Source organism: Asanoa iriomotensis (assembly GCF_016862515.1).
In the GTDB taxonomy this organism is placed as follows: Bacteria; Actinomycetota; Actinomycetes; order Mycobacteriales; family Micromonosporaceae; genus Asanoa; species Asanoa iriomotensis.
The window spans coordinates 25119-51739 of sequence record NZ_BONC01000057.1 but is presented as its reverse complement, the minus strand read 5'-3'; the positions used below and the strand labels follow the sequence as shown (position 1 = coordinate 51739).

General features: G+C 71.3%; 29 protein-coding genes and 11 tRNA genes. 14 read left to right on the top strand and 26 right to left on the bottom strand.

Annotated features, from left to right (window positions below; genetic code table 11):
• On the bottom strand, window positions 1–412 hold a 412-nt coding region (ssb, locus tag Air01nite_RS30580), incomplete at its 3' end, for a single-stranded DNA-binding protein (protein ID WP_203706801.1).
• Between the two features lie 178 nt (window positions 413–590).
• Here ssb and Air01nite_RS30575 point away from each other — a divergent pair.
• Both Air01nite_RS30575 and Air01nite_RS30570 read left to right on the top strand, forming a co-directional pair.
• Entirely contained in the window at window positions 591–1625 is a 1035-nt protein-coding gene (locus Air01nite_RS30575; RefSeq protein ID WP_203706810.1) for an alpha/beta hydrolase, read from the top strand.
• 670 nt (window positions 1626–2295) lie between these two features.
• Window positions 2296–2371 (top strand) — tRNA-Arg (locus Air01nite_RS30570).
• Between the two features lie 48 nt (window positions 2372–2419).
• Here the strand turns inward: Air01nite_RS30570 and Air01nite_RS30565 are convergent.
• The 7 genes from Air01nite_RS30565 to Air01nite_RS30535 form a co-directional block, all read right to left on the bottom strand.
• Complete coding sequence (locus Air01nite_RS30565) at window positions 2420–3961, bottom strand: TROVE domain-containing protein (protein WP_239091070.1); 1542 nt, start codon at window positions 3959–3961, stop codon at window positions 2420–2422.
• Window positions 3931–4072: transfer RNA gene (locus Air01nite_RS30560), tRNA-OTHER, on the bottom strand. Before Air01nite_RS30560 ends, Air01nite_RS30565 begins: the two co-directional genes overlap by 31 nt.
• Window positions 4073–4294: 222 nt before the next feature.
• Window positions 4295–4367, bottom strand: a tRNA-Asn gene (locus tag Air01nite_RS30555).
• 18 nt (window positions 4368–4385) lie between these two features.
• Window positions 4386–4459: transfer RNA gene (locus Air01nite_RS30550), tRNA-Lys, on the bottom strand.
• 1 nt (window position 4460) lies between these two features.
• A tRNA-Ser gene (locus Air01nite_RS30545) sits at window positions 4461–4548 on the bottom strand.
• A 43-nt stretch (window positions 4549–4591) separates the two neighbouring features.
• Window positions 4592–4666: transfer RNA gene (locus Air01nite_RS30540), tRNA-Arg, on the bottom strand.
• A gap of 13 nt (window positions 4667–4679) precedes the next feature.
• Window positions 4680–4753, bottom strand: a tRNA-Leu gene (locus Air01nite_RS30535).
• Window positions 4754–4884: 131 nt separating this feature from the next.
• Between Air01nite_RS30535 and Air01nite_RS30530 the strand changes: the two genes are divergently transcribed.
• Window positions 4885–5313, top strand: coding sequence for a hypothetical protein (locus Air01nite_RS30530; RefSeq protein ID WP_203706800.1), 429 nt, complete (start codon window positions 4885–4887; stop codon window positions 5311–5313).
• 193 nt (window positions 5314–5506) lie between these two features.
• Here the strand turns inward: Air01nite_RS30530 and Air01nite_RS30525 are convergent.
• From Air01nite_RS30525 to Air01nite_RS30490, 8 genes are all read right to left on the bottom strand, one after another.
• Window positions 5507–5579: transfer RNA gene (locus Air01nite_RS30525), tRNA-Leu, on the bottom strand.
• Window positions 5580–5590: 11 nt separating this feature from the next.
• On the bottom strand, window positions 5591–6400 hold the full coding sequence (locus Air01nite_RS30520; protein WP_203706799.1) for a group I intron-associated PD-(D/E)XK endonuclease: 810 nt from the start codon (window positions 6398–6400) through the stop codon (window positions 5591–5593).
• Between the two features lie 42 nt (window positions 6401–6442).
• Window positions 6443–6513, bottom strand: a tRNA-Gln gene (locus Air01nite_RS30515).
• Between the two features lie 37 nt (window positions 6514–6550).
• Window positions 6551–6991 carry an HNH endonuclease gene (locus tag Air01nite_RS30510; RefSeq protein ID WP_239091069.1) on the bottom strand — a complete coding sequence of 147 codons (441 nt, stop codon included), beginning with the start codon at window positions 6989–6991 and terminating at the stop codon, window positions 6551–6553.
• Between the two features lie 35 nt (window positions 6992–7026).
• Window positions 7027–7099: transfer RNA gene (locus tag Air01nite_RS30505), tRNA-Gly, on the bottom strand.
• Window positions 7100–7104: 5 nt separating this feature from the next.
• Window positions 7105–7177: transfer RNA gene (locus Air01nite_RS30500), tRNA-Pro, on the bottom strand.
• Between the two features lie 370 nt (window positions 7178–7547).
• Window positions 7548–9908 carry an ABC transporter permease gene (locus tag Air01nite_RS30495; RefSeq protein WP_203706798.1) on the bottom strand — a complete coding sequence of 787 codons (2361 nt, stop codon included), beginning with the start codon at window positions 9906–9908 and terminating at the stop codon, window positions 7548–7550.
• Window positions 9905–10588: an ABC transporter ATP-binding protein gene (locus tag Air01nite_RS30490; protein ID WP_203706797.1), complete on the bottom strand. Its 684-nt coding sequence runs from the start codon at window positions 10586–10588 to the stop codon at window positions 9905–9907. The genes Air01nite_RS30495 and Air01nite_RS30490 overlap by 4 nt, the downstream gene beginning before the upstream one ends.
• A gap of 226 nt (window positions 10589–10814) precedes the next feature.
• On the opposite strand from Air01nite_RS30490, the gene Air01nite_RS30485 reads away from it, so the two are divergent.
• Both Air01nite_RS30485 and Air01nite_RS30480 read left to right on the top strand, forming a co-directional pair.
• On the top strand, window positions 10815–11519 hold the full coding sequence (locus Air01nite_RS30485) for a sensor histidine kinase (RefSeq protein ID WP_203706807.1): 705 nt from the start codon (window positions 10815–10817) through the stop codon (window positions 11517–11519).
• Window positions 11516–12184, top strand: coding sequence for a response regulator (locus Air01nite_RS30480; protein WP_203706796.1), 669 nt, complete (start codon window positions 11516–11518; stop codon window positions 12182–12184). The genes Air01nite_RS30485 and Air01nite_RS30480 overlap by 4 nt, the downstream gene beginning before the upstream one ends.
• A gap of 75 nt (window positions 12185–12259) precedes the next feature.
• Here Air01nite_RS30480 and Air01nite_RS30475 read toward each other — a convergent pair whose 3' ends face one another.
• A complete protein-coding gene (locus tag Air01nite_RS30475) occupies window positions 12260–12532 on the bottom strand; it encodes a hypothetical protein (protein ID WP_203706795.1) in 273 nt (90 codons plus the stop codon).
• A 257-nt stretch (window positions 12533–12789) separates the two neighbouring features.
• Here Air01nite_RS30475 and Air01nite_RS41795 point away from each other — a divergent pair, with 257 nt between their 5' ends.
• Window positions 12790–13113, top strand: coding sequence for a DUF397 domain-containing protein (locus Air01nite_RS41795; RefSeq protein ID WP_308439993.1), 324 nt, complete (start codon window positions 12790–12792; stop codon window positions 13111–13113).
• An 86-nt stretch (window positions 13114–13199) separates the two neighbouring features.
• Here Air01nite_RS41795 and Air01nite_RS30465 read toward each other — a convergent pair whose 3' ends face one another.
• Together Air01nite_RS30465 and Air01nite_RS30460 are read right to left on the bottom strand one after the other, a co-directional pair.
• The gene (locus tag Air01nite_RS30465; RefSeq protein WP_203706794.1) at window positions 13200–14015 is read right to left on the bottom strand and encodes an SAM-dependent methyltransferase; all 816 of its coding nucleotides are present in this window, start codon (window positions 14013–14015) and stop codon (window positions 13200–13202) included.
• Window positions 14016–14091: 76 nt separating this feature from the next.
• A complete protein-coding gene (locus Air01nite_RS30460; RefSeq protein WP_275408318.1) occupies window positions 14092–14943 on the bottom strand; it encodes a helix-turn-helix domain-containing protein in 852 nt (283 codons plus the stop codon).
• A 124-nt stretch (window positions 14944–15067) separates the two neighbouring features.
• Here Air01nite_RS30460 and Air01nite_RS30455 point away from each other — a divergent pair, with 124 nt between their 5' ends.
• Together Air01nite_RS30455 and Air01nite_RS30450 are read left to right on the top strand one after the other, a co-directional pair.
• Window positions 15068–15313 (top strand): hypothetical protein, encoded by a 246-nt coding sequence (locus tag Air01nite_RS30455; RefSeq protein ID WP_203706792.1) that lies wholly within the window; start codon window positions 15068–15070, stop codon window positions 15311–15313.
• A gap of 30 nt (window positions 15314–15343) precedes the next feature.
• Window positions 15344–15904 carry a DUF3558 family protein gene (locus tag Air01nite_RS30450; protein WP_203706791.1) on the top strand — a complete coding sequence of 187 codons (561 nt, stop codon included), beginning with the start codon at window positions 15344–15346 and terminating at the stop codon, window positions 15902–15904.
• Here Air01nite_RS30450 and Air01nite_RS30445 read toward each other — a convergent pair.
• Entirely contained in the window at window positions 15901–16536 is a 636-nt protein-coding gene (locus tag Air01nite_RS30445; RefSeq protein WP_203706790.1) for an SRPBCC domain-containing protein, read from the bottom strand. The genes Air01nite_RS30450 and Air01nite_RS30445 overlap by 4 nt on opposite strands.
• Window positions 16537–16562: 26 nt before the next feature.
• Complete coding sequence (locus Air01nite_RS30440; protein ID WP_239091067.1) at window positions 16563–17423, bottom strand: hypothetical protein; 861 nt, start codon at window positions 17421–17423, stop codon at window positions 16563–16565.
• Between the two features lie 96 nt (window positions 17424–17519).
• Between Air01nite_RS30440 and Air01nite_RS30435 the strand changes: the two genes are divergently transcribed.
• The 4 genes from Air01nite_RS30435 (at window position 17520) to Air01nite_RS30420 (ending at window position 20601) form a co-directional block, all read left to right on the top strand.
• A complete protein-coding gene (locus tag Air01nite_RS30435; RefSeq protein WP_203706788.1) occupies window positions 17520–17852 on the top strand; it encodes a TfoX/Sxy family protein in 333 nt (110 codons plus the stop codon).
• A complete protein-coding gene (locus tag Air01nite_RS30430; protein WP_203706787.1) occupies window positions 17849–18751 on the top strand; it encodes an SDR family oxidoreductase in 903 nt (300 codons plus the stop codon). The genes Air01nite_RS30435 and Air01nite_RS30430 overlap by 4 nt, the downstream gene beginning before the upstream one ends.
• A gap of 7 nt (window positions 18752–18758) precedes the next feature.
• Window positions 18759–19523 carry a putative protein N(5)-glutamine methyltransferase gene (locus Air01nite_RS30425; protein WP_275408317.1) on the top strand — a complete coding sequence of 255 codons (765 nt, stop codon included), beginning with the start codon at window positions 18759–18761 and terminating at the stop codon, window positions 19521–19523.
• A gap of 64 nt (window positions 19524–19587) precedes the next feature.
• Window positions 19588–20601, top strand: coding sequence for an aspartate-semialdehyde dehydrogenase (locus Air01nite_RS30420; RefSeq protein WP_203706786.1), 1014 nt, complete (start codon window positions 19588–19590; stop codon window positions 20599–20601).
• On the opposite strand, the gene Air01nite_RS30415 is transcribed toward Air01nite_RS30420, so the two are convergent.
• On the bottom strand, window positions 20567–21331 hold the full coding sequence (locus Air01nite_RS30415; protein ID WP_203706785.1) for a helix-turn-helix domain-containing protein: 765 nt from the start codon (window positions 21329–21331) through the stop codon (window positions 20567–20569). The two genes, Air01nite_RS30420 and Air01nite_RS30415, sit on opposite strands and share 35 nt — an antisense overlap.
• A gap of 35 nt (window positions 21332–21366) precedes the next feature.
• Between Air01nite_RS30415 and Air01nite_RS30410 the strand changes: the two genes are divergently transcribed.
• Window positions 21367–21789 carry a PPOX class F420-dependent oxidoreductase gene (locus tag Air01nite_RS30410; protein ID WP_203706784.1) on the top strand — a complete coding sequence of 141 codons (423 nt, stop codon included), beginning with the start codon at window positions 21367–21369 and terminating at the stop codon, window positions 21787–21789.
• Here Air01nite_RS30410 and Air01nite_RS30405 read toward each other — a convergent pair.
• Together Air01nite_RS30405 and Air01nite_RS30400 are read right to left on the bottom strand one after the other, a co-directional pair.
• Window positions 21786–23135 carry a M16 family metallopeptidase gene (locus Air01nite_RS30405; protein WP_203706783.1) on the bottom strand — a complete coding sequence of 450 codons (1350 nt, stop codon included), beginning with the start codon at window positions 23133–23135 and terminating at the stop codon, window positions 21786–21788. The two genes, Air01nite_RS30410 and Air01nite_RS30405, sit on opposite strands and share 4 nt — an antisense overlap.
• Window positions 23132–24424 (bottom strand): M16 family metallopeptidase, encoded by a 1293-nt coding sequence (locus Air01nite_RS30400; protein ID WP_203706782.1) that lies wholly within the window; start codon window positions 24422–24424, stop codon window positions 23132–23134. The genes Air01nite_RS30405 and Air01nite_RS30400 overlap by 4 nt, the downstream gene beginning before the upstream one ends.
• 41 nt (window positions 24425–24465) lie before the next feature.
• Here Air01nite_RS30400 and Air01nite_RS30395 point away from each other — a divergent pair, with 41 nt between their 5' ends.
• A complete protein-coding gene (locus Air01nite_RS30395) occupies window positions 24466–25863 on the top strand; it encodes a metallophosphoesterase family protein (RefSeq protein ID WP_203706781.1) in 1398 nt (465 codons plus the stop codon).
• Here the strand turns inward: Air01nite_RS30395 and Air01nite_RS30390 are convergent.
• Complete coding sequence (locus tag Air01nite_RS30390) at window positions 25849–26133, bottom strand: GlsB/YeaQ/YmgE family stress response membrane protein (RefSeq protein WP_203706780.1); 285 nt, start codon at window positions 26131–26133, stop codon at window positions 25849–25851. The two genes, Air01nite_RS30395 and Air01nite_RS30390, sit on opposite strands and share 15 nt — an antisense overlap.
• Window positions 26130–26528 (bottom strand): YidB family protein, encoded by a 399-nt coding sequence (locus Air01nite_RS30385; protein ID WP_203706779.1) that lies wholly within the window; start codon window positions 26526–26528, stop codon window positions 26130–26132. Before Air01nite_RS30385 ends, Air01nite_RS30390 begins: the two co-directional genes overlap by 4 nt.
• Window positions 26529–26621 lie beyond the last annotated feature (93 nt).

The window sequence follows — 26621 nt, the reverse complement described above, 5'->3', positions numbered from 1 at the left end:
GGGCGCGCAGGCCTTCGTCGTCCTCGATCTCACTGGTCGCCCCGGCGGCCCGGGTGCGGGCGAACCGCGCCTTGCCCCGCGACAGGTCGTGGCCGACGGCCACCGCCTCCACCTCGTACGACGTGCGGTTGTTGCCGTCGACGTCAGCCCAGTCGCGCGTGTAGAGCCGGCCCACCACGACCACGGGGTCGCCGGTCATCACCGAGGACGCGACGCCTTCCGCGAGCCGACGCCAACAGGTCACGCGAACGCGCAGGCTGTTGCCGTCAACCCAGCGGTTGCTGTCACGGTCGAACCGCCGGGCCGTCGAGGCGACCCGGAAGCTGGCCACGAGCGTGTTCGTGTTCGTGGTCCGGCGCCATTCCGGCGCCGTCAGAATATTGCCAACCAAAGTCACATACGTGTCAAACATTGACATCTCCACAGCAGAGTGAACAAAGAGGGAGTCGACTCGGAACACCAGCCTGCCGGGAGGCGAGGGGGAAAGCCACGGACGGACTGATGCCTGTGGATAAGTGGGCGGCTGTGGAAAACCGAACGATCAAGTTCGGATGTGCTACACGCGCGGTAGCGTCTGGATCGTGGCAGACGTGGAGATAGACGTCCTCGGCGAACCGTACGAGCGCCGGATCATCGACCTCGGGCACGACGACGAGGGACCGCTGGTCGCGACGCTGGTCAGCCGCCGCACCGCGCACCCGACCGGCCGCGCCGTCCTGTACGTGCACGGCTTCGTCGACTACTTCTTCCAGACCCACCTGGCCGACTTCTACGTCGAGCGCGGCTGGGACTTCCACGCCCTGGACCTGCGCCGCTACGGCCGCAGCCTGCTCCCCCACCAGACGCCGAACTTCACCACGGACCTCAGCGAGTACTTCACCGAGCTCGACATCGCCGCCGAGCTGATCGGCGCGGACACCCTGCTCGTCAACGGCCACTCGACCGGCGGCCTGGTCGCGTCGCTGTGGGCACACGCCCGGCGTGACCGAAAAATGATCGATGGTCTTTTCTTGAACAGTCCGTTCTTCGAGTTCAACATGCCCTGGCTGATGCGCGGCCCGGTGCTCGCCGGGGTCGCCCGGATGGGCCGCCGCCGACCTCGCCGAGCGGTCCCCCGCGGCCTGGAGAGCCTCTACGGGCAGAGCCTGCACGTGAACTACCGCGGCGAGTGGGACTACAACCTGGCCTGGAAGCCGATCGAGGCCTTCCCGATCTTCGCCGGCTGGGTGGGCGCCATCCGACAGGCGCACCGCCAGCTATGGGCCGGCCTGGAGATCCCTGCCCCGATCCTGGTCGCCTGCTCGACGCGCACCTTCCGCGGCGCGAAATGGCACGAAAGCATCAACGTGGCCGACGCGGTGCTGGACGTCGACCACATCGTCCGTTACGCGCCCCGCCTCGGGCAGCACGTCACGCTGGTCCGCATCGACGGCGGCATCCACGACCTCACGCTCTCGGGCCCGCAGCCCCGGGAGCGCCTGTTCACCGAGGTGGGGCGCTGGATCGACGCGTACGTGACTCCCACGGACGGGGCCCCGCCGGTGGTGGAGGCGGCGGATAGTCGGGTTCCGGCCGCTGACGCGGCGGCTGCCAGCGACGCGCGTCCGGGTCCGGTGCCGAGCTGACCTGTCGCGGCCCCGAGGGACGCCACCCCGGCTCCGGCGGCCGCGGCCCCGCCGGCCGCCGCCCGTCCGGCATCGGAAGCCACTCCCCGTGCCGCCACACCAGCAGCTCACGGCTGAGCGGATGCCGGTCACCGGCCATGAACACCCGTTCGACCGCCCGCCGCGCCTTGGACAGACCCGGCGGCGACTCACTACCCGTGATAATCACGACATCCCGAGCAGGCACCCCGACAACCAGTTCACCGGGTACGCGCGGCGCCAGCTCGTCCCAGAACTCCTCCGCGAGCAGCACGCTGGACTCGAGCCCCTCGAACGAGAGCATCAACGCGGGCGGCCGCCCGTGGATCTGCGCCCGGCGCAGGTTGTCGTAGAGGTGGTCGATCGCCAACCGGCGTAAGGTACGGCGGTTGATGGCCAGCCGGTCGAGATCCGACCAGCTGATCATTCTTTCCCCGAACGGTGGACCGAAGGAGTAGGCGACCGCGATACCCTCCGTGAACTCGTCGCGCACGTGCCCGTCGTCGACCGCCCGGTCGTCGGTCGACACCAGGACGGGCAGAAAGCGGGTGCTCGTCACCTGCACGCGTGGAAACCTAATATGTGCAGGCGAGATCGTCACGCCCTGGCTGTCCGTCAATTCCACCGACACAGGGCGCGACATCACCGCCCGGCGCTCGTAGCTCAGTGGATAGAGCAGGGGTCTTCTAAGCCCAGGGTCGCAGGTTCGAATCCTGCCGAGCGCACCACAAGATCAAGAGCCGTGGGGCCGATCCCCGCACCGCCCGGTGCGAGGATCAGCCCACCGCCCAGGGCCAGTCGGCGTCGCGACCGCCCTCCAGCAGCGGAATCATCCGGAACGCCTGGTCCGTGAGGCCGCCGAAGGTGTGCCGGTTGGCGGTGCCGGACGGCGCGTGGCCGAACCGGTAGCCCGCCAGGTTCCACGTGTACATCGGCACCGTCGGCGGCACGGCCGTGTCGACAACGCCGCCGGCCGACGCCTGCTCGTCGGTCACCACGACCACGCGGTCATGGCCCGCGAAGTGTGCCCGGAGCGCTTCCGCCGTCGCCGTGCCGTACCCCATGAAGAAGCCGTCCGTCTTCCAGCGCTCGATCGACCGCAGCAGCGACTCGCCCGGCCGCAGCGGAAAAACCCTGCTTCCGGTCGAGAACGACACCACATCGGCGTACGCGCAGCGCTGCGCGAGTGCGACCCCGAACACGACCGCGGCGTCCCAGCGGAGCAGCGTGCCGTCCTTGCTGAACGTCGAGTGCATCGATCCCGACGTGTCGACCAGCACGAGGGTACGGCCGGCCAGCCGCGGGACAGACGCGAGCGCGTGCCCGATCGCCTGTTCCAGCGGGTACGCCCAGCGCAGCGACGGAGCGGCCCGGTATGCCGACAGAAAACGCATCGGCAACTGGCGCGACGTGGCGACCTGGCCCGGATCCGCGATTCGTGCGGCCACGGACGCGGCGACCTCGTCCGAGACACCGGCCCGGTCGAAGTTGCGCAGGTTGCGCGAGAGGGACATGAAACCCATCCCCGGGATCAGCGCCGTCCACAGTGCTGCCTTGTCGAGCCGGTCGCCGGCCAGCGACAGCGCGTCCTCCCACGTCATGCCCGCCGCGCGCAGCCGGTCCGCGGCCAGGAGAACGCCCGGATCGTCGGCCGCCGCCCGGCGGAGTGCGGCATTCGCGGCCACCATCGGCAGCGACGCCCGGACCACCTCGTCGCGGTTGTGCCGGCGCTCCAGCGCCGTCAGGAACAGGTCACCCTGCCACGGTGCGGCCGGCGTCGGGTGCACCAGGTCGATGACGTCGGCGAACCGGAAGCCCTTGCTCGCGGTGTCGTACTTCAGCAGGCCGTGCTCGGTGTAGAGACGGGCGACCGCGTCGGCGACGCCTCGCTTGACCGGCTTCGGGATCGCGCGGCCGTATCGCGAGGTCCAGTAGGCCAGGGCCTCGCCCGGCTCGTCGGCGCGGCGCAGCACCGAGGCGACGATCTGCCGACCGCCGGGCACGCCGGCGGCGACCATCGCCTTCGCCGCCTCCAGGCCGCCGACCAGCGACGCTGAGCGCAGGTTTGCATCGGTCCGCAGCCAGCCGAGGAACCCGGCCAGCCACTGCGGGTCGGCGACGGCGACGGCACGGACCAGCGCGGCGTAGCGGCTGTCGCGGTCGCCGGCGGCCTCGTAGAACGTCGACTCGCCGACCATGTTGGTCACGGCGAGCAGGAACAGCTCGGACTTCTGGTCGCGCGCGTACCCCGGCGCGCCCTCGAACGTGACGCCCGCCGGCACCGCGCCGGCGGCGACCGGGCTCGAGCCGGTGGCCACGCGGTTCTTCGTGCTGTTGAACTTCGACACTGCTTTGATCCCTCCGTTCGCTGCCCGAGATCGAATCGGTCCGGCGGTCAAAGGCGCTCTGCCACTTGAGCTACGCCGGCCGCGGCCGACGGCGGGACTCGAACCCGCAACCACCCCGTTATCAGCGGAAGAACTCCGAACCTGCGCACCGGGCAACACGTGTCTGGTCCACAGTGGATGGCATTGAGGCCTGCCTGGGAGCTGAACCCGAGTTCAAGTCGGCGACGGCGATGCGGGGCTTGAACCCGCCGACCGGAAGGTCGTCACCAGAAGTAGCCGTCACCTGCGCACCGGGCACGTGCGCTTCCCCGGCTGGATTCGAACCAGCAGCCTTGCGATTAACAGTCGCCTGCTCCGCCGATTGAGCTACGGGGAAATGATGTTGAGGAACGTGTGCGCCGTGAGGGATTCGAACCCCCGACGAATGGCTTAAGAGGCCACCGCTCTGCCAGGCTGAGCTAACGGCGCATGGCGGAGGACACAGGACTTGAACCCGCGGCCTTTCGGCCGGCTCCGGTTTTCGAGACCGGCTGCGGCACCATGCCGCGCTATCCTCCTCGGTCGGGCTGGCCGGATTTGAACCGCGCCACATCCCGTGGTGTGCCACTAGGAGGAATCGAACCTCCGACCTTCCGATTCGTAATCGGACACTCTTTCCGCTGAGCTACAGGGGCAAGCAAACCACCAGTGCCCGCCGAGGGATTCGAACCCCCAACCTCCCGGCCCTGAACCGGGCGCCTCTGCCAATTGGGCTACGCGGGCATGACATACAAACGCGTTCGAGACTGTACGAAGATGTTCGAGAATGTTCGTACCCCGTGACGCGAGCGGCTCAGGGCTCGACGATCGTCGATGACGGCCATTCGGGTCGTCGCCCGAAGGGGAGGTCGAGCATGAACCGAAACAGATCGGTCGCGCGGTGGGCGGGCCGCACGCTGCTGGCGCTGGCATTGGCCGTCGGCGGCCTCGTCGTCGCACCCGGCGCGGCGTTCGCCATCGACTTCAACTTCTCCGCGCGATCGCTGAACAGTGCGAAGGGCGGTTACGGCACCGCGTACTTCGCCAAGATCGGGACGTACAACGCCACGTTCACCGTCTGCGACAACGGCCCGGGCGACAGCCGCCGCGCACGCGGCGAGATCTGGTGGGCGAGCGGGCAGCTCAACCTCGAGGCCTCGTCCGGCAGCGGCACCTGCGTGCAGAGGGACTATCCCATTCCGTCCGGCCAGTGGTTCTCCATGCGGGCCTGCCTGCGCAACGGGTCGGTGTCCGGCAGCCTCCCGGAAAGTTGCGGAACGTTGACCCAGGGCAGAGTGCCGTAACCGTCCCCAGCACCGGGGCCGGGCTGCTCCCCAGCGCGGCCCGGCCCCGGCCCAACCCCCCAGGTGGAGTGACGCGGTATCGAACCGCGCACGCGAAGCTTGCAAGGCAACGCTGCGCACCTGCGCCCACCCCGAGCCACCCAGCTCCGCCGCTTTGGCTGCGACCTCGGCCAGGCCCGAGCCCGCCGCGTCGTGCCCTCGGCGCGATTCGAACGCGCACCGTACGGTCCCTCAGACCGTTGCCTCTGCCGTTGGGCCACGAGGGCATCGTTCTTGCTCAGGGGACCAGAAAGGCTCTGTACTTTTCCCCCAACGAAATTACCGTGTGGCCGCCAACCACTCTGGTGGGTATGAGGTAGCGATCCCCACCGCTGGTAATGACGAAAAAGAAGTCGACATCCTCACACGTGTACGTGGCACGGACGCGTCGAACATTGGTTGTCGATGCGGCCACCGCGCGATACTCCATCCTCGACACTCCGACCTGGAAGCGGCCCCCTTTCTGACGCGTCGTGGTCTTGACCTGAACCTTCTTGAGGCCCTCGTCGGACTCCACGACGATGTCGTAGCGGGTTGGCTCCACCGGGAGCGACGGAGTGTAGCCGCGCCGGAGGAACCACGAGACAGCCTCGCCGATAGCAGCGGACCGCAATCGCTCGTCCGCCGCCTGGCGAGCGAAGGGAATTGCGGAGCTAGGATGGATGACCCGAGCGTTCGCGGCATCGGGCAGGTGCGATGTGTCCACGCCGAGTTGAACCGCAGCGCGTTTCATCGTGGCGTAAGCGGATCCGGACGAGCCGCCGTACCCAAGCCTTCGCGCCACATCGGCCCACGACGACGCCTCCCTTATCGCACCGGGAAGCAGATTGAGGCGCTCTCGTGCCTGATCATGGAGCACTGGCGTCTCCGGTGGTATCGGCGGCAAGTGAGTTGCGTCGACGCAGAGCCGGAGTGTGTGGCCTTGAACCGTCAACGTCGCCTGTCGCGACGCCCGGCGACCTAGGGCACGCACAACCTCGTTCCAGGTGGACGATTTCGAGAGCGCTTCTCGAAGTTGGTCGTCAGTCCAAGATCTCGGCCTCGGCATGGACGCGAACCTCCCCGCGCGTCGACGTTGGGGTGTGTGGCGCTCCCGGACAAGGATTCGAACCTCGATTTGCTGGGCCAGAACCAGCCGTCCTGCCGTTGGACGATCCGGGAAGGACGCGGCCGGCGGCAGGGAGACCGCCGGCCGCGGTCAGCGCTGGGTGAGCGACGCCCACGACGGGGTCGTCGGCTCGTGCCGCGGGATCATCCCGGCCTCGGCCGGGGTGCGGTCACCCTTGCGCTGGTTGCAGCCGTCGCAGGCCGCGATGGTGTTGGTCCACGTGTTGCGGCCGCCGCGGGAGCGGGGCAGGACGTGGTCGACCGTGGTGGCGTGGCCGCCGCAGTAGGCGCACCGGCGCCCGTCGCGGATCAGCACGCCCTGCCGCGACCAACCCGGCACCGAGGTGTAGCGCCACCTCGTGACCACATAACGCACGAGGCGCACGACGGTCGGCACCGGATAGACGCCGATCAGGCTGTCGGGCCGTGCCTCGTGAACCTCGGCGACCTGCCGGACGAGCATCCGCACGGCGTGCCGCAAACTGACCCGGTGGAGCGGGCCGAGGTCGGCGTTGATGACCAGGACGTCCACCGGGTCCTCCTTTCGTTGTCAGAACGACTGCGTTGAGCGGATGACCGGGCTCGAACCGGTGACCTGCACCATGGCAAGGTGCCGCGCTGCCAACTGCGCCACATCCGCGTGTGTCGGGAACCAGGGAGTCGAACCCCGCGCTTCCTGCACCCAAAGCAGGTCCGGTCACCGAGCCGGTCGTTCCCGAAAGCCCTCGACCAAACAACAGAGGCCGAGGGACAAACAAATGCCATCCACTGTGGAGTTCTCAAATCACGATCCCAACCGCGCCCATTGGCGCGGTAGGAGAATAAGAGTGCAAAAGAAACGCCGCCCGGTCCCTTACGGGTGGGCGGCGTCAGCGCTCGAGAATGAGCGCTACGTCAGCCACCGACCCGCGTTGGGCTTGGCTTCGAGACCGGATAGCCCAGCGAGACCGGGCAGGAACGCGCATCCGCGCGGCGTCTGCCGCCACGGTCGCGAATCCATCTGCCGCATCATCTCCGGGTCTCCTTGCTCGTTGGTGTCTGTATCAAAGGTAAGCCGCACGCCGCGACAGAGCAACGGAATAAAAAGATCATTCATTGTGCAGCACCTCGGCGATCGTGAGCCGGGCCGCGCCGCCGGCCGGCACCAGCGCCCCGAGCAGCGCGATCACCACCCCGGAGAGGGCCAACAACGCCAACGTCGGCGCGTGCCAGACCGCCATGACGCTCGACGGCAACGACACCTGACTGGCGTCCGCGGCCTGCGGCAGGATGAACCGGTGCGCCAGCACACCCAGCGGGATGCCGAGCAGCCCGCCTGCCAGACCCACGACCAGCATCGACGACAGCACCATCGTGACCACCTGACGCGGCGTCATCCCGATCGACTTGAGCATGCCGAGGTCGCGCCGGCGCTCCCGGACGTTGAGCACGACCGTGTTGAAGACGCCCAGGGCGGCCACAGTGGACAGCAGCAGCGCCAACGCCGACGAGAAGCCCACCACCGTCACCAGCAGGTCGCTGAGCTGCGAGGTGTCCCAGGCGTCCAGGCTGGCGTCGGCGGCGGCAACCGCCCGAACATACGACGCGACGTCGAAGCCCGCGACGAGCTGGACCTGGTAGAGCACCTCGTGCGCAGGGACCACCCGCTCCGGCGCCAGTGACGTGAGCACGCTCCAGTCCGCGACGATGCCCGGCGGCCCGTCGGGACCGTCCATCACCTCGCCGACCACGGTCAGCGACCGCGACGCGGAGCCGAGCCGCAGCGTCAACCGGTCACCGATCGACAGGCCGCGCTCCCGCATGAGCTGCGCCGGCACCACGGTCTCCTCGGGGCCGGCCATCCAGCGCCCGGCCGTGAGCTCGTCCGCGTACCCCATCGTCGAGTAGTCACCGCGGAAGAAGTTGACGTCCAGGTTCTCGGTCTGCCCGACCTCGGACACCGGCAGCCTGTACCGGGCGGCGACCCGCGCCGCGCCCGGCAGTCCGCGGAGCAGCTCCTCGACCTGCGCGTCGGTGCGGGTGGTGGCCACGGGCTGGCCCGGCGGCGGCGCGCCGTCGGGCGCCATCCGGCTGCGTCCGTCGGACGCGTGCACCACGATCTGCCCGTCGGACCGGTCCTGGATCGTGGAGACCCGCACGAGCGTGTCGGCGAGCCCGGTCGCGAACGTCACGGTTGTCACGCCGAGCAGCACGGCGGCGACGGTGAACCAGGTGCGCCCGGGCCGCGCGAACGGCTGACCCAGACCCAACGACACGGCACGCGGCAGGCGTACGCCGGCCAGCCGGTGCTGCACCCGCGTGCCGCGACCGGCCCGTGGCGCGCTGCCCGCGGTGATCGCCTCCGCCGCCGACAGGCGGTGCGCCCGGGTCGCCGGGACGAACGCCGCCAGCAGCACCGTCAACGGCACGCCGACGAGCACGGCCAGCCAGATGCCGCCGCCGGCGCCGATGCCGGGATCGAGCCCGAGCCCCTGGAAACCCTCCCGCAGCAGCGGTTGCGCGGCCAGGGTGCCCAGCACCGTGCCGAGCACGCAGGCCACGATGGCCGGCACGGACACCATGACCAGGTAGACCCCGACGACCTGGCGCGGCGTGAAGCCGACCGCCTTGAGGATGCCGATGTGCCGGTAGCCGGACACGACCGCTCCGCTGACGACGTTGCCGACGATCACGATCCCGACGACCAGTCCGAGCACGCCGAACGTCGCGAGGAACGGCACGTACACCGCGATGTCCGTGGAGATGCGTTCCTTGACCACGGTGTACGCCTGCGAGGCGACCAGGGCTTTCGCCGGCAGGCCGGCGGTGACGGCGGCCAGGGAGTCCTCGACGGCCGCGGCGCTCGACACGTCACCGGTGAACCGGTAGAGCATCTGGATCCCGGTCGGCCGCAGCGCGGCCATCTGCTCCGGCGTCACCCAGGCGTCGGCCGAACCCGCGAGGCCGTAGGCCCGGCCGACGATCGTGAAGGTCGTCCCGTCGAGGGTGATCGAGTCGGGGTCCGGCGGGACCCGGTCCGTGGGGTGCACGGGCTCGTTGAGCACGATCTCCCCCGGCGCGGCCGGCCAGCGGCCGTCCCAGAGGTCGAGCTTGTCGACCGGGCCGCCCGGGTCGCCGCGCCCGACGACGGTCAGCGGACCGCGCGGTCCCGGCCCGGTGCGGATGGCGGGTTCGAGGACCGTCAGCGGGAACGGCCCCGCGACGGCCGCGACCCCGGTCTTCGCGGCGGTGAGCTGTTCGGCGGAGACGACCGCCGGGTCGAACTCCGCGATCGCGTGCGGCCCGGCCTGCCGGGCGAACGCCTTGTCGAACGGCGCCGACGTCGCCGACAACAACGACAGCGCCACCACGATGGTCGTCGTCGACAGCAGCACGACGAGCCCGATCACGAACGTCTGCACCCGCCGGCGCCGCACGGCCGCCCGCGCCGCCCGCCAGACCGCACTCATGCCCGTTCCAGGGCGCGCTCGTTGGTGACGCGGCCGTCGGCGAGCTCGACGACGCGGCTCGCGCAGCGGGTGGCGAGCCGCTCGTCGTGCGTGACGATCAGCAGGGTCTGGCCGATCTGGTTGAGGTCGAGCAGCAGGTCCATCACCTGCTCGCCGGACCGGCTGTCCAACGCCCCCGTCGGCTCGTCGGCCAGCAACAACCCGGGCCGGTTCATCAGCGCCCGCGCGACCGCCACCCGCTGTCGCTCGCCCCCGCTGAGCGCCGCCGGGTAGATGTTGCGCCGGTCCGCGATGCCCAGCTCGTCGAGCAGTTCCATCGCCCGCTGCCGGGCGGTGGCCACCCGCGAGCCGGTCAGCTGCGCGGCCAGCGCCACGTTGTCCAGCGCCGGCAGGTCGTCGAGCAGGTTGAAGAACTGGAAAATCATGCCGATCCGGTGGCGGCGGAACAGCGCCAGCTTGGTCTCGTTGAGCCGGCCGAGGTCCTGGTCCTGCACCCACACCGAGCCGGACGTCGGCCGGTCCAGCCCGGCGATCATGTTGAGCAGGGTGGACTTGCCGCACCCCGACGGTCCCATCACCGCCACCGCCTCGCCGGCCCGGATCTCCAGGGACACACCGGCCAGCGCGGTCGTGTCGCCGTACTCTTTGCGGACGTTCTCCAGCCGCACGACTGTGGTCATGGCAGCAAGTTATCCACCCACCGACCAGGACGGCGTCGGCCGCTGGATGCAACCCGGCGCCGCCGTCATACCCGGGATGTAGGCGGCTGGCCCCGCGGATGACGCGGCGCGCCATGCGTTCTGCCATGGTGTGTGGGTGGGTTGGCTGGTGGCCGCCCTCGCGACCGCGGTCGCGGCGGGCCTGTGCGTGGCGTGGCTGCGCGCCCGGAACCGGCACAGCCGGGCGATGGAGCAGCGCGGCTGGCTGCTCGAACGCGAGCGGGAGACGGCCGCGCACAAGGCCGTCGAGGAGGAACGGGCCCGGATCGCCCGGGAGCTGCACGACATCGTGAGCCACAACGTGAGCCTCATGGTCGTGCAGGCCACCGCGGCCCGCGAGGTGCTGACCACGCTGCCCGACGACGCCGCCCGGGCGCTCGACGCCGTGGAGGGCGCGGGCCGCACGACGATGACCGAGCTCAGACACCTGCTCGGCCTGCTCGCGCCGTCGGCCGACGGCGAGCCGGACACCCCGGACGCCCCGCAGCCCAGCCTCAGCCGGCTCAGCCCCCTCGTCGACCGGATCGCCTTCGCCGGCCTGCCGGTCGAGGTGCGGATCTCCGGCGAGCCGAAGCCGCTGCCCTCCGGCGTCGACGTCACCGCGTACCGGATCGTCCAGGAGGCGCTGACCAACGCGCTCAAGCACGGCACGGGCGGAAAGGCCGAGGTCACCGTCCGGTACGCCGAGCATTCGCTGCGGGTCGAGGTGCTCACCAGCGGCCCGAGCGTGCTGACCGGCGCCCGGCCGGAACCGCACGCCAGAGCGGGCGCCGGGCGCGGACTCGTCGGGCTGCGCCAGCGGGTCGCGGTCTACGGCGGCGACCTCGACGCGCGGCGGCGGCTCGGCGGCGGTTACCGGGTCCGCGCCCGCATCCCGGTGGAGTACCCGTGACGGCCCCCCGGGTGCTGATCGCCGACGACCAGGAGCTGATCCGCACCGGTTTCCGGCTGATCCTGACCGCCCGCGGCATCGACGTGGTCGGTGAGGCCGCCGACGGCGCCGAGGCGGTGGCGGCCGCCCGGCGGCTGCGGCCGGACGTCGTGCTGATGGACATCCGGATGCCGACGATGAACGGCCTCGACGCGACCCGGCGCATCCTGGACGACGACGGCGGCTGCCGGGTGCTGATGCTGACGACCTTCGACCTCGACCGGTACGTCTACGCCGCGCTGTCGATCGGCGCGAGCGGCTTCCTGCTCAAGGACGTCACGGCCGACCACCTGGCCAACGCGGTGCGCCTGGTCACCACCGGCGACGCGCTGCTCGCACCGTCGATCACGAGGCGGCTGGTGCAGCGGTTCGCCGTCGAGGACCGGCGGGACGTTCCGGCCCAGAACGAGAAGGACCTGGCACCGCTGACGCCGCGGGAACGCGAGGTGCTGGCCCTGCTCGGCCGCGGACTGTCCAACACGGAGCTGGCGAGCGCCCTCACGCTCAGTGAGGCGACGGTGAAGACCCACGTCGCCCGCATCTTCGCCAAGCTGGGCCTACGCGACCGGGCGCAGGCGGTGGTGCTGGCCTACGAGACGGGCCTCGTCACTCCCGGCGACGGATAGTGGAAAAACTCTCAGCCGATCGAGGCAACCTGGCGGCGCCCCAGAGCATCTAATCCAATGTGGACGAACGTGCGGTCAGCGGAGGGCGCGCATCGGCGCGCCGTCGAGGAAAGGGTCCTCGTCCTTCCGCGCGGCGAGCGAGTGGCTGGTCACGGTGTCCACGCTGGTGCCTCGACCTTCCGCGGGCCGGTAGCGGACCGTCGCCGCGTGCGGCGAGGAGTGGAGCACGATCCCGGGGCGCCAACTGCCCGACGTGTGCACCCACACCCAGGTGCCGGGCTGGAAGCCGGCTCCGGGAACGGTTTCGGGTTCCGTGCGGAGGTTGGGGTCGAGCAGCGGCGCGGCCATGTGGATCAACTCCGTCGCGGGTCGGTGCTTGGGGGAGCTCGCGGGAGGTCTTATGTAGATGAGCATCTCAGCCGGCCGATCAGCGTGCAAGATTTCACGGCGATCTTTAACATCCTGAGGTCATCCATCGCGGCGAGTTTCAGTTACGCTATGTACCTCGCGGTTTCATGGTGAAAGAAGCAAGCCGCCGGCCGTACAACCAATATCGGTCTCTACCAGGAGCAAGTGCAGCGATGGCAGCTCGAAACAGGCACGCGGTGCCGATCTTCGACTACCCAGAGCAACTTCTGGATTTCGACCGCGCGGGTGTCCGGTTCGCCGGAAACCGTGGTGGGCGCCAGTTTCCACGTCAAATGACCAGAAGGGACAACCCCATGCCGGACAGCACGGGATGGATCATGTCCAGCCGATCGACGGGCAACGGTGGCAGCTGCGTGGAAGCGCGCCGCCACGAAGGATGGATCGAGGTGCGCAACAGCAAGAACCGTTCCGGCGGCCTGGTGCGGTTCACCACCGAGGAATGGGACTCGTTCCTCTTCGGCGCCAAGGGCGGCGAGTTCGATCAGCTGCTCAAGGACTGAGCGAGCGAGCAGAGCCTGACCTGGCTACACACAAAGAAAAGCGCCGGGCCGGTGGAACCGGCCCGGCGCACGCGTGTCGGTGCGGGTCAGCGCACCTTCCCCACCGCGCAGATCCCACCGCTCTCGGTGGGCCGGTCGGCGAAGTCCTGCGGGTCACCGGGCGCGGGCCGCCACTCGGGCAGCCACACGACGCCGGGCTCCACCAGGTCGAGCCCGTCGAAGTAGGAAGCCACCTGGGCCTTGGTCCGCAGCACGAACGGCGTCGCGGTGTCGCGCTTGTAGACGTCCTGCGCGTTGTCCAGGTTGGCCAGATCGCGCTGCATGCCCTCGGCCGACCCGTGCGAGATGGCCAGGTAGCTGCCCGGCGGCAGCGGGGTCAGCAGCTCGCGCACCGCCCGGCTGGCGAGGTCGTCCTCGGAGACGAAGTGCAGCACGGCCACCATCAGCAGGCCGACCGGCTGGTCGAAGTCGATGATCTTGCGGACCTGCGGGTGGTCGAGAATGGACTGCGGGTCGCGCAGGTCGGCCCGGATCGCGGTCGCGTTGTCGTTGCCGGCCAGCAGGTCGAGGCTCTCCGAGACGGCGACGGGGTCGATGTCGACGTAGACGACCCGGGCCTCGGGGACGATCTCCTGGGCGATCTCGTGGACGTTGCCCTCGGTCGGGATGCCGGAGCCGACGTCGAGGAACTGGGTGATGCCCTGGCTCGCCAGGTGCCGCACGGCGCGCCCCAGGAAGGCGCGGTTGGTGCGGGCCAGCAGCGGCACGAACGGGAACATCTGGGTGATCGCCTGCGCCGCCGCCCGGTCGGCCGCGAAGTTGTGCGTGCCGCCAAGGTGGAAGTCGTAGATGCGTGCCGCGGTCGCGGGCTTGTTGTTGCCATCGTGCGCGACACCAGACACGAGCCCTCCCCAGGGTTCATTCACCGTCAAGGTCCACTATGCCCGAAGGCACCGGACCTTGTCGCCCCGGGGGAAGCTAGAAGGCCTCGAGCGCGACGGAGGACTTCATCACCAGGTCGAAGACCCGGCGGTACTCGGCGACCTCGTGCTCTTCCTCCAGGTAGAGGGCGCCGACGTGGGACTCGAGGTAGACCACGTCCGGGTCGTCCGGGTCGTCGAAGTCGAGGATGCGGAACGCGCCGGCCATCGCGGCGTGGGCCCCGACGGTGAAGGGCAGCACCCGGATCTCGACGTTGTCGCGCTTGGCCGTGCGCCGCAGGTGCTCGATCTGCCCGTCGAGCACCGTCTTGCCGCCGACCGGTCGGCTCAGCGCCCCCTCGCCCAGCACCGTCACCAGGCGGGGAGCGCGGGCTAGTAGGGCGCGCTGGCGCTGCATGCGCAGCTTCACCTGCCGGTGCACGGCCTCGTCGTCGCGAGGCTGCTCGGCGCCGAAGACCGCCAGGGCGTATTGCTCCGTCTGCAACTCGCCCGGGATGATCTCGCCGTCGTAGGTGCAGATCTTCGAGGCGCTGGCCTCCAGGCCGACGTAGAGCTTGAACCAGTCCGGGATGACCGGGCTGCCGTCCCACCACTCCTCGCGCGACGTGCCGAGCGCCAACTCGGCGAGCGCGTCGGTGACGCTCTGGTCGGCGCCGTAGAGCCAGCACAGCGCGCGCACGTTGGCACCCGTGACCGGGACCTTGCCGGTCTCGATGCGGTGCAGCGTCGGCTCCGAGATGCCGAGCTTGGCCTCCGCGACCTCCCGACGGGACTTGCCGTTGGCGAGCCGCAACTTGGTCAAGCGCCGCCCGAGAGCACGCCGAACCACCCGCTGGCCAGTGACCGGCACTTTCCCGACCTCCCATGCATTGCGCCCCCGCGACGCCATGTCAACGCCCGACACCTTACCGGCGGTACCAGTCCAGTTACACCATCCGAAGGATCAAATCCGAAAGATCGATCCAGGAGGTACGGGTGAAGCGCGCACCACCCTATCGGTGGATACTGCGATCATGCCGCTCCCTACCGGCTATGCCGATCTGGTCCAACAGGCCTCCGCCGAAGCGCGCGACGGTGCCACCGAAACGGCGGTCCTGCGCCGGCTGCGCGACGGCGGCCTCCAACTGCTCCCGTCCGCCCGCGCCCTGTGCGACATCTACGACATCGACCTCGGCGAGGCGCAGCGCCGCATCGACCGCAGTGGAGTGTGGTCCGACGTCCGCGACGGACACGGTCCGTTCGGCGTCACCGACACCTGAGTGCGGGCGGCCGCACGCTACAGTTGCGGCATGCGACGATGGCTGTCGATGTCTTGCGTCCTGCTCGCATTGGCCGGGTGCACGTCCGCGAGGCGCGAGCAGGCACCGCCGCCGCCCGACCTCGCCAGCCTGGCGAGCCCCTGCGGGTTCCTCCGCGACGCCGAACGCGACGACCTCGGCCTCGGGCCGGGCGCGTTGACCACGGCGCCCGGGCTCGAGGGTGGCGCGGAGACGACGCAGTGCGTCTACCGCGAGGCCGAGCCGGGCGCGGGACGGGACGCGTACGTCGACAGCGTCTCGGTCACGTTCCTGCCGACCACGCTCGACCTCGCCCGGCGGGCCCTGGAGACCGTCGAGAACCGCGGCCTGTTCACCGCCGGCCGGATGTCGGCGTTCGCCGCCGCGCCCGACGGCGTGTTGCAGCGGGAGGGCACGCGGCTCGGCGAGCCCACCTGCGAGCGGCTGTTCGCGGTGCGACCGGACCGCGCCGTGCAGGTGGGCTACACCGTCGAGCGCCTGCCGCTGGGCGAGCCCGTCTGCCAGGCCGCGGCGCGCCTGGCCCCGCTGGTCGACACTCGCATCCCGCGTTAGTCCTCGGGCGCGTAGAACGCGATGGTGTTGGCCACCGCCGCGGTGACCTCCTCGGGTGACGCGCCGTCGGAGAGCTGCGCCGCGCCCCAGCTCTCCGCGCTGGCCACCATGAACGACCGGGCCTCGGGCGACTCCTCCCAGCCCTCGGCGTCCTCGAGCCCGCCTCCGGCCAGGTGCAGGCCGAGCCCGAGGAACGACAGGTCCCAGCCGACCCCGGTGGCGCCGGGGCCGTACTGCGCCCAGAGCTGGGGGTCGACCACCGCGACGTGCCGCAGCAGCAGCTCCGTGCCGCCGTCGGGCTCCGGCGACAGCGTCAGGTGCAGCTCGCTGCCGGTCGTCGTGGCGATGTCGGCACCGAAGATCCAGGTGACGACCAGCTCGGTCGGCCGCTCGCAGCGCAGGATCCGGCCGCCGGCGTTGCCCTCCATCTGGTAGAGCCCACCCACCCGGAAGTCGCCGGTGATCGGCAGGAACCAGCGGCCGACCCGCACCGGGTCGGTCAGCGCGTCCCAGACGTCGTCGGCCGGCGCCGGGAAGCTGCGCCGCAGGACCACCGAGCGCGCCGGGCCTTCGGGCAGGTTCTGCTGGCCCACCTCGCGGGTTACGGCCTTGATCGCGTCCAGAAAGTCCATGTTCGACAGTTTATAAGGGTTGTGCGTCAGCTCTGCTTCGCCAGGTCGACGCAGCCGGTCTCGTCGGGCAGCAGCGGGCGCAGCAACAGGGACCACTGTTTGCCGCCGGAGAACCACGGCGTCATCGCGTTGGCCTTGGCGGCCGCGGCGAGCGCCGCCGTGGCCTCGTCGCCGGTCGCGGTCACACAGGTGACGTCGACGATGGAGGCGTTGAGCTGGTCGCCGGGCAGCGCCGGGCCGGGCCAGTCGACCGGCGCCGGCTGGCCGCCGAGGTCCGCCACGTTGTCGGGCTTGACGTAGGGGGTGGCGATCGCCGCGACCGCCTTGGCCGCGTAGCCGCCCTCCTCCTTGACCGCGCCGGCGCCGAGCGTCGTCGGCAGGTCCTGCAGCGACGCCAGCAGGTCGGACAGCTTCTTGCGGGCCGCCTTCTGCTGGGCGTCGAGCATGCCGCCGTCGTCGGGCATCTCCAGCGCGTACGCGTCGGTCTGGCGGGTCTCGGCGTTGGTCCGCACGACGAACCGGGTCGTGGCCGCGTCGGCGACACCGGGCTGGCCCAGGTCGGCGCTCGTGCCGACGCCCGCGTCGAGCGCGCGCTTCACCAGGGCGTCGACGTCGGCCTCGGAGATCCGCGCCTGCTGCAGGTTGGGCAGCGCCGGGCCGGGATAGATGGCCGGCACGGGACCCTCGGTGATCACCCGGCCGTCGCCGTAGATCGACAGTGCGGGGACCCGCGCCGGGATCGACTGCGGGGTCACGAAGCCGCCAACATGGGTGACGCGCAGCACCACCTCGTCGGCTCCGAACGCCTCGGCCGCGGGTGGCGCGGCATCGGCGGCGGGCACGGTGCCACAGGAGGAAAGGAGCACCAGCAGCGGTACGGCGGCCACAGCCGCCCACGACGAACGTCCCATACCGGTTCTGACGATCCGCGGGCCGATTGCGTTCCGGCCTGTCCGCGACCGGGTGCGTGGCAGGATCGGATGATGGTGCGTGACGATCACCTGGTCGCCCAGGTGCGCGAACTGGTCGGCGACGCCCCCGACGTCGACGAGCGCCGGATGTTCGGCAGCCTGATCTTCATGGTGGGCGGCAACATGGCCTGCGGAGTCCGGGACGACGGCCTGCTCGTGCGGGTCGGCAGGGACGCCACCGACGCCGCGCTGGCGGAGCCCCACGTGACGCCGTTCGAGATGGGTGGCGGCCGCCGGCCCGCCGGCTGGGTGGTGGTCGGCCACGCCGGGCTGGCCAAGGAGAAGGACGTCCGCGGCTGGGTGGAGCGGGGCGTGGCGTACGCGCGCACACTGCCCCCGAAATGACCAGCCACACGCCGGCCCGCGCGGCCGGCCAGAGCCAGGCACCCGGACCGGGCGTGCTCGCCGTGACCGGGTCGACCGGCGGGCTGGGCAGCCGGGTCGCTGCGCGGTTGGCCGACGCGGGCCGGCCGCAGCGGCTCGTGGTCCGCACGGCCGACCGCGCCCCGCGGCTGCCGGGCGCGACCGTGGTGGAGGCCGAGTACGGCGACGCGGACGCCGCCCGGGCGGCGCTGTCCGGTGTGGACACCCTGTTCATGGTCTCCGCCGCCGAGGAAGCCGACCGGGTGACCAAGCACCTCACCTTCATCGACGCGGCCATCACCGCCGGCGTCAAGCACCTCGTCTACACGTCGTTCGTGGGCGCGGCGCCGGACTCGACGTTCACGCTGGCCCGCCACCACTACGCGACCGAGCAGCACGTGCACGCCAGCGGCATCTCCCACACGATCCTGCGCGACAACCTCTACCTCGACTTCCTGCCCAACCTGGCCGTCGACGGCGTGATCCGCGGCCCGGCCGGCGAGGGCCGCCTGGCCGGGGTCGCCCGCGACGACGTCGCGGACGTGGCGGTGGCGGTGCTCGGCGAGCCCGGTCGGCACGCCGGTGAGACCTACGACCTGACCGGGCCGTTCGCGATCACGCTGGAGGAGGCGGCCGCCACGATGACGGCGGTGTTCAACCGCGCCGTCCGCTACGAGCCGGAGACCGTCGAGCAGGCGTACGCGTCGCGGGCCGGCTACGGCGCGCCCGCCTGGCAGGTCGACGGTTGGGTCAGCACCTACACGGCGATCGCCCGGGGCGACCTGGCCGAGGTCAGCGACTGCGTCGAGCGGATCGCCGGACACCCGCCGATCGACTTCGCCGAGGTCCTCCGCCGCCGCGATCCGGCCGCCGAGGTATAACGCCCTGGTGTCCGAACAGAAGATCGTCGAACGGCTGCGGGCCGCCGGCTGCGTGTTCGCCGAGGACGAGGCGCGGCTGCTGATGGGTTCAGCGCCCGACCCGGCCCGGCTCGACGCGATGGTCGCCGAGCGGGTCCGCGGCGTGCCGCTCGAGCACGTGGTGGGCTGGGCCGAGTTCTGCGGGCTGCGGATCGCCGTCGCGCCCGGCGTGTTCGTGCCCCGGCACCGCACCGAACTGTTGGTCCGGCTCGCCGCGGCCGAGCTGGAAGGCGGCTCGGTCCTGGTCGACCTGGCCTGCGGGTCAGGGGCAATAGCCGCCGCGATCGCCAGCCGCGTCGACGGATTGAAGGTGTACGCGTCCGACATCGAGCCGGCCGCCGTCGAGGTGGCGCACCGGAATTTGGCCCCCTTTGGCGGGCAGGTCCACGCCGGCGACCTGTTCGAGCCGCTGCCGGCCACGCTGCGCGGGCAGGTGGACGTGCTCGTGGCCAACGTGCCGTACGTACCCAGTGGGGCTGTTGGGTTGTTGCCACCAGAGGCCCGCGAGCACGAGCCCCTGCGTGCGCTGGACGGCGGCGCGGACGGGCTCGACGTGCTGCGCCGGGTGGCCGCCGGGGCACCCGACTGGCTGCGCCCCGGCGGCGCCATGTTCAGCGAGATCGGCGTCGGCCAGATCGACGCGGCCCGGGCCGCCCTGACCAAGGCCGGCCTCGATCCCGAGGTGGTCGCCGACACGGACCTGGACGCGACCGTGGTGGTCGGGCGGCGCTGAGTTCCGCCCCACAGGGTGGGAATCCCGGTCGGTCGACGAGCCCGGCGCCGGTAGCCTCGCGGTCATGAGGATCGGAATCGTGGGTGCCACCGGCCAGGTGGGCGGCGTGATGCGGCGGATCCTGGCCGAGCGCGCGTTCCCCGTCGACGAGCTGCGGCTGTTCGCCAGCGCGCGCTCGGCCGGGCGGGCGCTGCCGTGGCAGGGCACCGAGGTCACCGTCGAGGACGCCGACACCGCCGACTACCGCGGTCTCGACGTCGTGCTGTTCTCGGCCGGCAAGGGCGCGTCCAAGACGCTGGCCCCCAAGGTCGCCGAGTCCGGCGCCGTGGTGATCGACAACTCGTCGGCCTGGCGGATGGACCCACAGGTCCCGCTGGTCGTCGCCGAGGTCAACCCGCACGCGATCGCCGACCGCCCCAGGGGCATCATCGCCAACCCCAACTGCACCACGATGGCGATCATGCCGGTGCTCAAGCCGCTCGACCGCGAGGCCGGGCTGGTGGCCATGGTGGTGGCGACCTACCAGGCCGTCTCCGGCGCCGGGCTCTCCGGGGTCGCCGAGCTCGACGAGCAGGTCCGCAAGGTCGTCGAGCGGGCCACCGAGCTGACCCACGACGGCGCGGCGGTCGACTTCCCCGAGCCGCGCCAGTTCAGCGAGCCGATCGCGTTCAACGTGCTCCCGCTGGCCGGCGCGCTGGTCGACGACAGCACCCTCGAGACCGAGGAGGAGCAGAAGCTCCGCAACGAGAGCCGCAAGATCCTCGAGCTGCCCGGGCTGCGGGTCTCCGGCACGTGCGTCCGCGTGCCCGTCTTCACCGGCCACTCGATGCAGGTCAACGCCCGTTTCGCCGGCCCGCTGAGCACGGCCCGGGCGGCCGAGATCCTCGCCGACGCGCCCGGCGTCGAGATCGACGACGTGCCGACCCCGCTCAAGGCGGCCGGCCGCGACCCGTCCTACGTGGGCCGGCTGCGGGCCGACGAGACCGCCGACAACGGCCTGGCGTTCTTCGTCTCCAACGACAACCTGCGCAAGGGCGCCGCCCTCAACGCGGTGCAGATCGCGGAGCTGCTGGCCTGACGTGGTTGCGCTCGCGCGCTGACCGGGGCTCGTACGCCGTCGGCGTGAGCCCGGTCAGCGCGCGGAAGTCGTTGACCATGTGCGCCTGGTCGAAATAGCCGACCTCGGCGGCGGCTCGCGCCCAGTCACCGTCGACGGTGTCGAGCAGTCGCTGCAGCCGGCGGACCCGGGCGAACCGCTTCGGGGCCAGCCCGACCCGGGTCGCGAACCGCCGTCGCAGGGCGCCCGTCGTGATCCCGAGACGCTCGCTGACCGCGCCCACGTCCAGGCCGCGGTGCAGGTCGGCGGCCGCGGCCGCGATGCCCGCGTCGGGTGCGTGCCCGAGCCGGCGGGTCAGCTCGACCTCGACCAGCCTCAACGCGGCCTGCCGCGACGGCGCCGCGCACAGCCGCTCCCGGAGAAAGGTGCGGCCCCAGAGATCGTCGAGGTCGACCACCGGCTCGTCGAGGACGTCGACCGGGCCGACGAACGGGTGCGCGCCGCCGGGCCGGAACACGACACAGATGGTCCGCCGCTGCTGCGCGGTGTCGAGCTCCAGCGGGCCGGCCTGTGGCGGGCAGAACCCGGCGCCGCCGCGGGTGTGCCGGACGCCGCCGCCGTCGTACCAGCTCAGCTCGTCGTGATCGAGGTTGACCACGATCTGCGCGGCGCCGGTGGGCACGGTCGTCTCGCGGCCGTCGGGCAGGTCGCTCTCGTACCAGCCGATACTCGCGACGAACGGCGCCAACATGATCCCCACTCTGCCACCGGGGCGAGAATGGTGCCGTGACCGAGGTCTTCCACGAACTGCTCGAATCCCGCGACGCCGGCGTCCTGGCGACGATCCAGCGCGACGGACGCCCGCACCTGTCCAACGTCAACTACGTCTACGACCGGTCGGCGGCCACGATCCGCGTCTCGATCACCGACTACCGCCAGAAGACGGTCAACCTGCGGCGCGACCCGCGGGCCAGCTTCGAGGTGACGACACCCGACCTGGGCCGGTTCGTGGTCGCCGAGGCCCGCGCCGCGCTCTCGCCCGTCGCCGCCGACCCGGCCGACCCGACGGTCGACGAACTGGTCGACATCTACCGCCGGATCGCCGGCGAACACCCGGACTGGTCCGAGTTCCGCACGGCGATGGTCGCCGAGCAGCGGATCGCCCTGACCCTGCACGTCGAACGCCTCTACGGCTGGCCACGCAGCTAGATCGCGGCGACGACCACCTCGCCCAGGTCGGTCGCTTCCAGCTCGCCGCGGATCTTCTCCGCGTCGCCCTCGATGACCAGCGTGATGCCGTCCGGGTTGAGGTGGGCCGCCGTGGCCGCCGACACCGAAGGCACCGTCGCGCTCAGCAGTGACTCGCGCAGCTGGGCGTGGTAGTCGTCGGGCAGGTCGTGCACCACCAGCGTCGACAGCGCGCTCGCGTAGGCCCGCGGCGTCTGCAGGCCGACCGAGAGCTGCCCCGCCCGCCAGTCCCGGGCCACCGCCAGCTCCGGCTCGGTGACCCCGTCGGCCTGGGTGCGGGCGATCTCGCCCACGGCGTCGACCAGGGCCGGCGCCGTCACCGCGGTCTGCACGCCCGCGCTGACCACGAACCGGCCGAACCGCCGGGCCAGGCCGTATTCGGCGCGGATCCCGTACGTGTAGCCGCGCACCTCGCGCAGCAGGTGGTTGAGCCGCGACGTGAACGCGCCACCGAGCACGATCGCGCCCAGCGTCATCGGCACGTAGTCCGGGTGCGACCGGTGCGGCGCCTGGTGACCCAGCCGCAGCGTCGACTGCACCGAACCGGGCCGGTCGACCAGCACGATCCGCCGGGTCGACCGCGCCGCGACCGGGAAGGGCTCGCCCGCCACCGCCGCGGCCTCCGTGGCGCCCGCGAACGCCGCCCGGCCCAGCGCGTCGAGGTCGAGCCGGGACAGGTCGCCGACCACCAGCAGCGTGCCCGGCGCCGCGAACCAGGAGCGGTGGAAGGCCAGCACCTCGTCGACCGACAGCCCGGCCACCGAGTGCGGGTCGCCGGAGAGCGGCCGGCCGTGCCGCACCTCGGCACCGAACAGGTCTGCCCGCAGCACCGCGTCGGCCCGCGGGCCGGGGTTGGCCCAGTAGAGCCGCAGCGACTCGGCCTCGTCGTCGCGGACCCGGGCCACGTCGGCCGGGTCCAGCTTGGGCCGGCGCACGGCCTCGGCCAGCAGCTCGACGGCGGCCGGCAGCGACGCGACCGGCACCTGGACCGTCGCCGAGAACGAGTCCCAGTCGACCGACAGCGACAGGTCGGTGCCCAGCGACTCGAGCGCGACCGCGTAATCGGCGGCGGACCGCGCCGTCGTGCCCTCCTCGAGCGCCTTGGCCAGGACCTCGGCGACACCCTCGACACCGATCGTCTCGCGGCCGCCGCCCGCGTCGAGCAGCAGCGTCGCGACCGCCAGGTTGTGACCCGGCACGTCCGCGGCGACGACCGAGCCACCGGCGACGGAACGCCGGACCACCGCCGGGAAGCGGTACGGGCGCGGCGTGCCGGGCTCCGGTCGCTGAGCGATGAGCTGCGTCATGCCACTGCCTCCATGGGCTCGTAGACCAGCGTCACGCGGTCTTCGGGGCGGAGCACCTCGCGGGCCACGTCGGCCAGCGCGGACGCGGTCACGGCGCGCCAACCCGGCAGCCGGCTGCCGACCAGGGTGGGGTCACCGAACAGGGTGGCGTAGCGGCTGAGCAGGTCGGCCCGGCCGTCCACGGTGGCGACCCCCGTCCACCAGTCGGTCTCCAGCAGCGCCTTGGCGCGGGCCAGCTCCTCCTCGGTGACGCCGCCGGTGACCAGCTCGTCGACCACCTCGGCCAGCGCCGAGCCGAGCCGGGCGGCGGTGACACCCGGGCGGGCCGTGGCGGAGGCGATCAGCGGCGCGGGCGCGTAGGCGAGATCGACCCCGTACGCCGAGACCGTGTCGGGCTGGGCGAGCCGGGCGCCGTCGGCCAGCAACCGGTAGAGCCGGGAGCCCCGGCCCTGGCCGAGCACCGTGGCCAGCACCGTGACGGCGTCGTACTCCGGCGTGCCGTAGGGATAGGTCCGGTGCGCCAGGTAGACCCGGGGCGCCGGCACCTCGGAGGCGACCACCGACGAGACCGGACCGGCCCAGCCGGCCAGCGACCCCTCGGGCGCCGACGGCCGCGCACCACCGGAGTCCAGCCGGCCGAAGTATTTCTCCGCCAGCGCGAACACCTCGGCCGGCGCCGCGTCACCCGCGACGGTCAGCACCGCGTTGTCGGGCACGTAGTAGCTGCGGTGGAACGCCTGGAACGTGGCCAGCTCGGCGGCGTTGAGGTCGGCCATCGAGCCGATCGTCGGGTGGTGGTAGGGATGACCGTCCGGATAGAGCAGGGGCAGCAGCCGCAGCCAGGCGTCGCCGTAGGGCACGTTCTCGTAGCGCTGCCGCCGCTCGTTCTTGACCACGTCACGCTGGTTGTCGAGCGTCTCCTGCACCAGCGCCGGCACGAGCCCGCCCATCCGGTCGGCTTCCAGCCAGAGCGCCAGCTCGAGGTGCTCGGCCGGCAGCGTCTCGAAGTAGTTGGTCCGGTCGGGGTTGGTGGTCGCGTTGAGCGAGCCGCCGTTGCCCTGCACGAGTCGCATGTGCTCGGTCTTCGGCACGTTGACCGAACCCTCGAACATCAGGTGCTCGAACAGGTGCGCGAAGCCCGTCTGCCCTTCGGGCTCGTGCCGCGACCCGACGTCGTACCAGAGGTTGACCGCCACGACCGGTGCGCTGCGGTCCTCGCTGACCACCACGCGCATGCCGTTGGCGAGCCGGGTGGTCTCGATCGGCCAGGGAAAACCCGTCTCGGACATGAAGTGACGTTATCGGATCCGCTCACCGGGATACTTGTCCGGTGCACAGCGAGCCGTATCTTCTCGACCCCTCCCCCGACGGGGTGCACGTGCTCTGGCACACCGGCGCGCCGGCCACCGGCGCGGTGCTGCTCGGCGGCGGGCGGCGCGTCGCAGCGACCAGCTCCGCGCTGGTCACCCTGCATGACGACGATGGTGTACGCGCGACGGTGCACCGCCACTGGTCGTACGTGGACGGGCTCGGGGCGGGCCGCACCCCGTACCGCGTGGTCTCGACGTTCGCGAACGGCGCAGTGCAGGAATCGCCCGAATACTCCCTGGCGCCCGCCGTCCCACCGCACACGCCGGTGCGCCTGCTGCTCTCCAGCGACCACCAGATGTGGCGGATGACCCCGGCCAACATCGCGATGGTGGCCGAGACGGTCGGTGTGGAGCTCGACGGCGTGCTGTTCGCCGGCGACATGGTCGGTGTGCCCGACCGGGCCGGCGACTGGTTCGACCACCCGACCGGGCGGGGCTTCTTCGCCAGCATGACCGGCCGGGCCGACACCGTGATCGCGGGACGGCGCTACCGGGGTGCGCCGCTGCTGCAGCACGCACCGCTGTTTCCGGTGATCGGCAACCACGAGGTGATGGGTCGCCGGCGACGGCACCACACGCTCCAGGAGCGGTTCAACGACCCGGCGCCCGGCGCCTGGGACACGGCCAGCTACGAGGCGCTGTTCCCGGTGCCGGCCGGGCCGGGCGGACCACGCTGGTGGTCCCGGACGGTCGGCGACGTGTTCGTGGTCGGGCTGTTCGTCACCCGGGCGTGGCGGGACGCGGTGACCACCTTCACCGAGCCGGTCGAGCGGCTCGGCGACCCGATGGGCGGGCAGTTCCTGTTCGAGCGGGTCGACGCGGGCTCGCCGCAGCACGCGTGGCTGACCGGTGAGCTGGGCTCGGCGGCGGCCCGCGGCGCCCGGTTCCGGGTGGTGGTGTTCCACCACGCGAGCCACGGGCTGGGCGCCCACGCGGTGCCGCCGTACACCGATCCGGTGTTCACCGGTGCGGGCTACGAGTATCCCGACGACATCGTCCTGCGCGACCTGGCGCCGCTGTTCGCGTCGGCCGGCGTCGACCTGGTCGTCAACGGGCACTCCCACCTGTGGAACAGGTTCCTTGACCCGGCCGGCGTCAACTGGCTGGAGAGCTCCAACGTCGGCAACTCGTACGGCGCGTTCCCCCACCGCGGCGACCCGGGCGGCCTGACACCGGTGGTGCCCACGGTCGCGCCGCTGACCGACCCGGCCGGCAACCCGCTGCCCTATGTCGCCGACAACGACGTCACGGTGTTCTCGGTGCTCGACTCGGCCGCGGCGGTGGTCCGCTCGTACCGCTTCGACACCCGCCACCCCACCCAGCCGGCGGTCCTGTTCGACGAGCTACCGCTCGAGTGACCGTTTCGCCGCGTCGCGGGTGGCCAGCCGGGTGAAGATCCAGACGAACAGGATCGCCAGGCCGATCTGGATGCCGTGCCGGATCCAGTCGATGCCGCGGGTCTCGCCGACGCCGAGGAACTCGGCGATCACGCCCCCGACCAGCGCGGCGATGAAGCCGATGGCGATCGTGGCCCAGATCGAAATGTTCTGGCGGCCGGGCAGGATGAGCCGGGCCAGCGCGCCGATGATCACGCCGCCGATGAGTGCCCAGAGCAGTGTGGCGATCATGGGTTGTCCCCCCTCGCGTCACCCAGCAGGAGCTGGTTGAAGGCTTCCTCGAGCGTGGTGGCGTCGGGCAGCGCGCCGCTGGGGCTGGCCCGGTCGACGAGCTGGGGCAGCACCTCGGCCAGGGTCCCGGCCGCCTGCTTCGGCGCCAGGCCGGCGTCGTCGGCCGCCCGGTCGAGGTTGGCCGCGCCGAGCGCGTCGCGGATCTGCGCGTCGGTGATCTCGCGGTTCGGCCCGTTGTCGATCCAGGACTGCACCTGCTGCTGGAGTCCGCCCTGCTGGAGCTGGTCGAGCAGCCGGTTCAGGTCGAGCCCGTCACCCGCGCGGGTCAGCACGCTGACCAGCAAGCGGCGTACGCGCTCGTTCTGCGCCAGCTTGGTAATCTCGTCCAGATCCATCCCCGCTCCATATCCGGCTTTTGCCCCTTTCATATGGAGGCTAGGCCGCGTGTCGCGCCGGTGGTGACGGGATTCACGCATCCCGACCCGCAA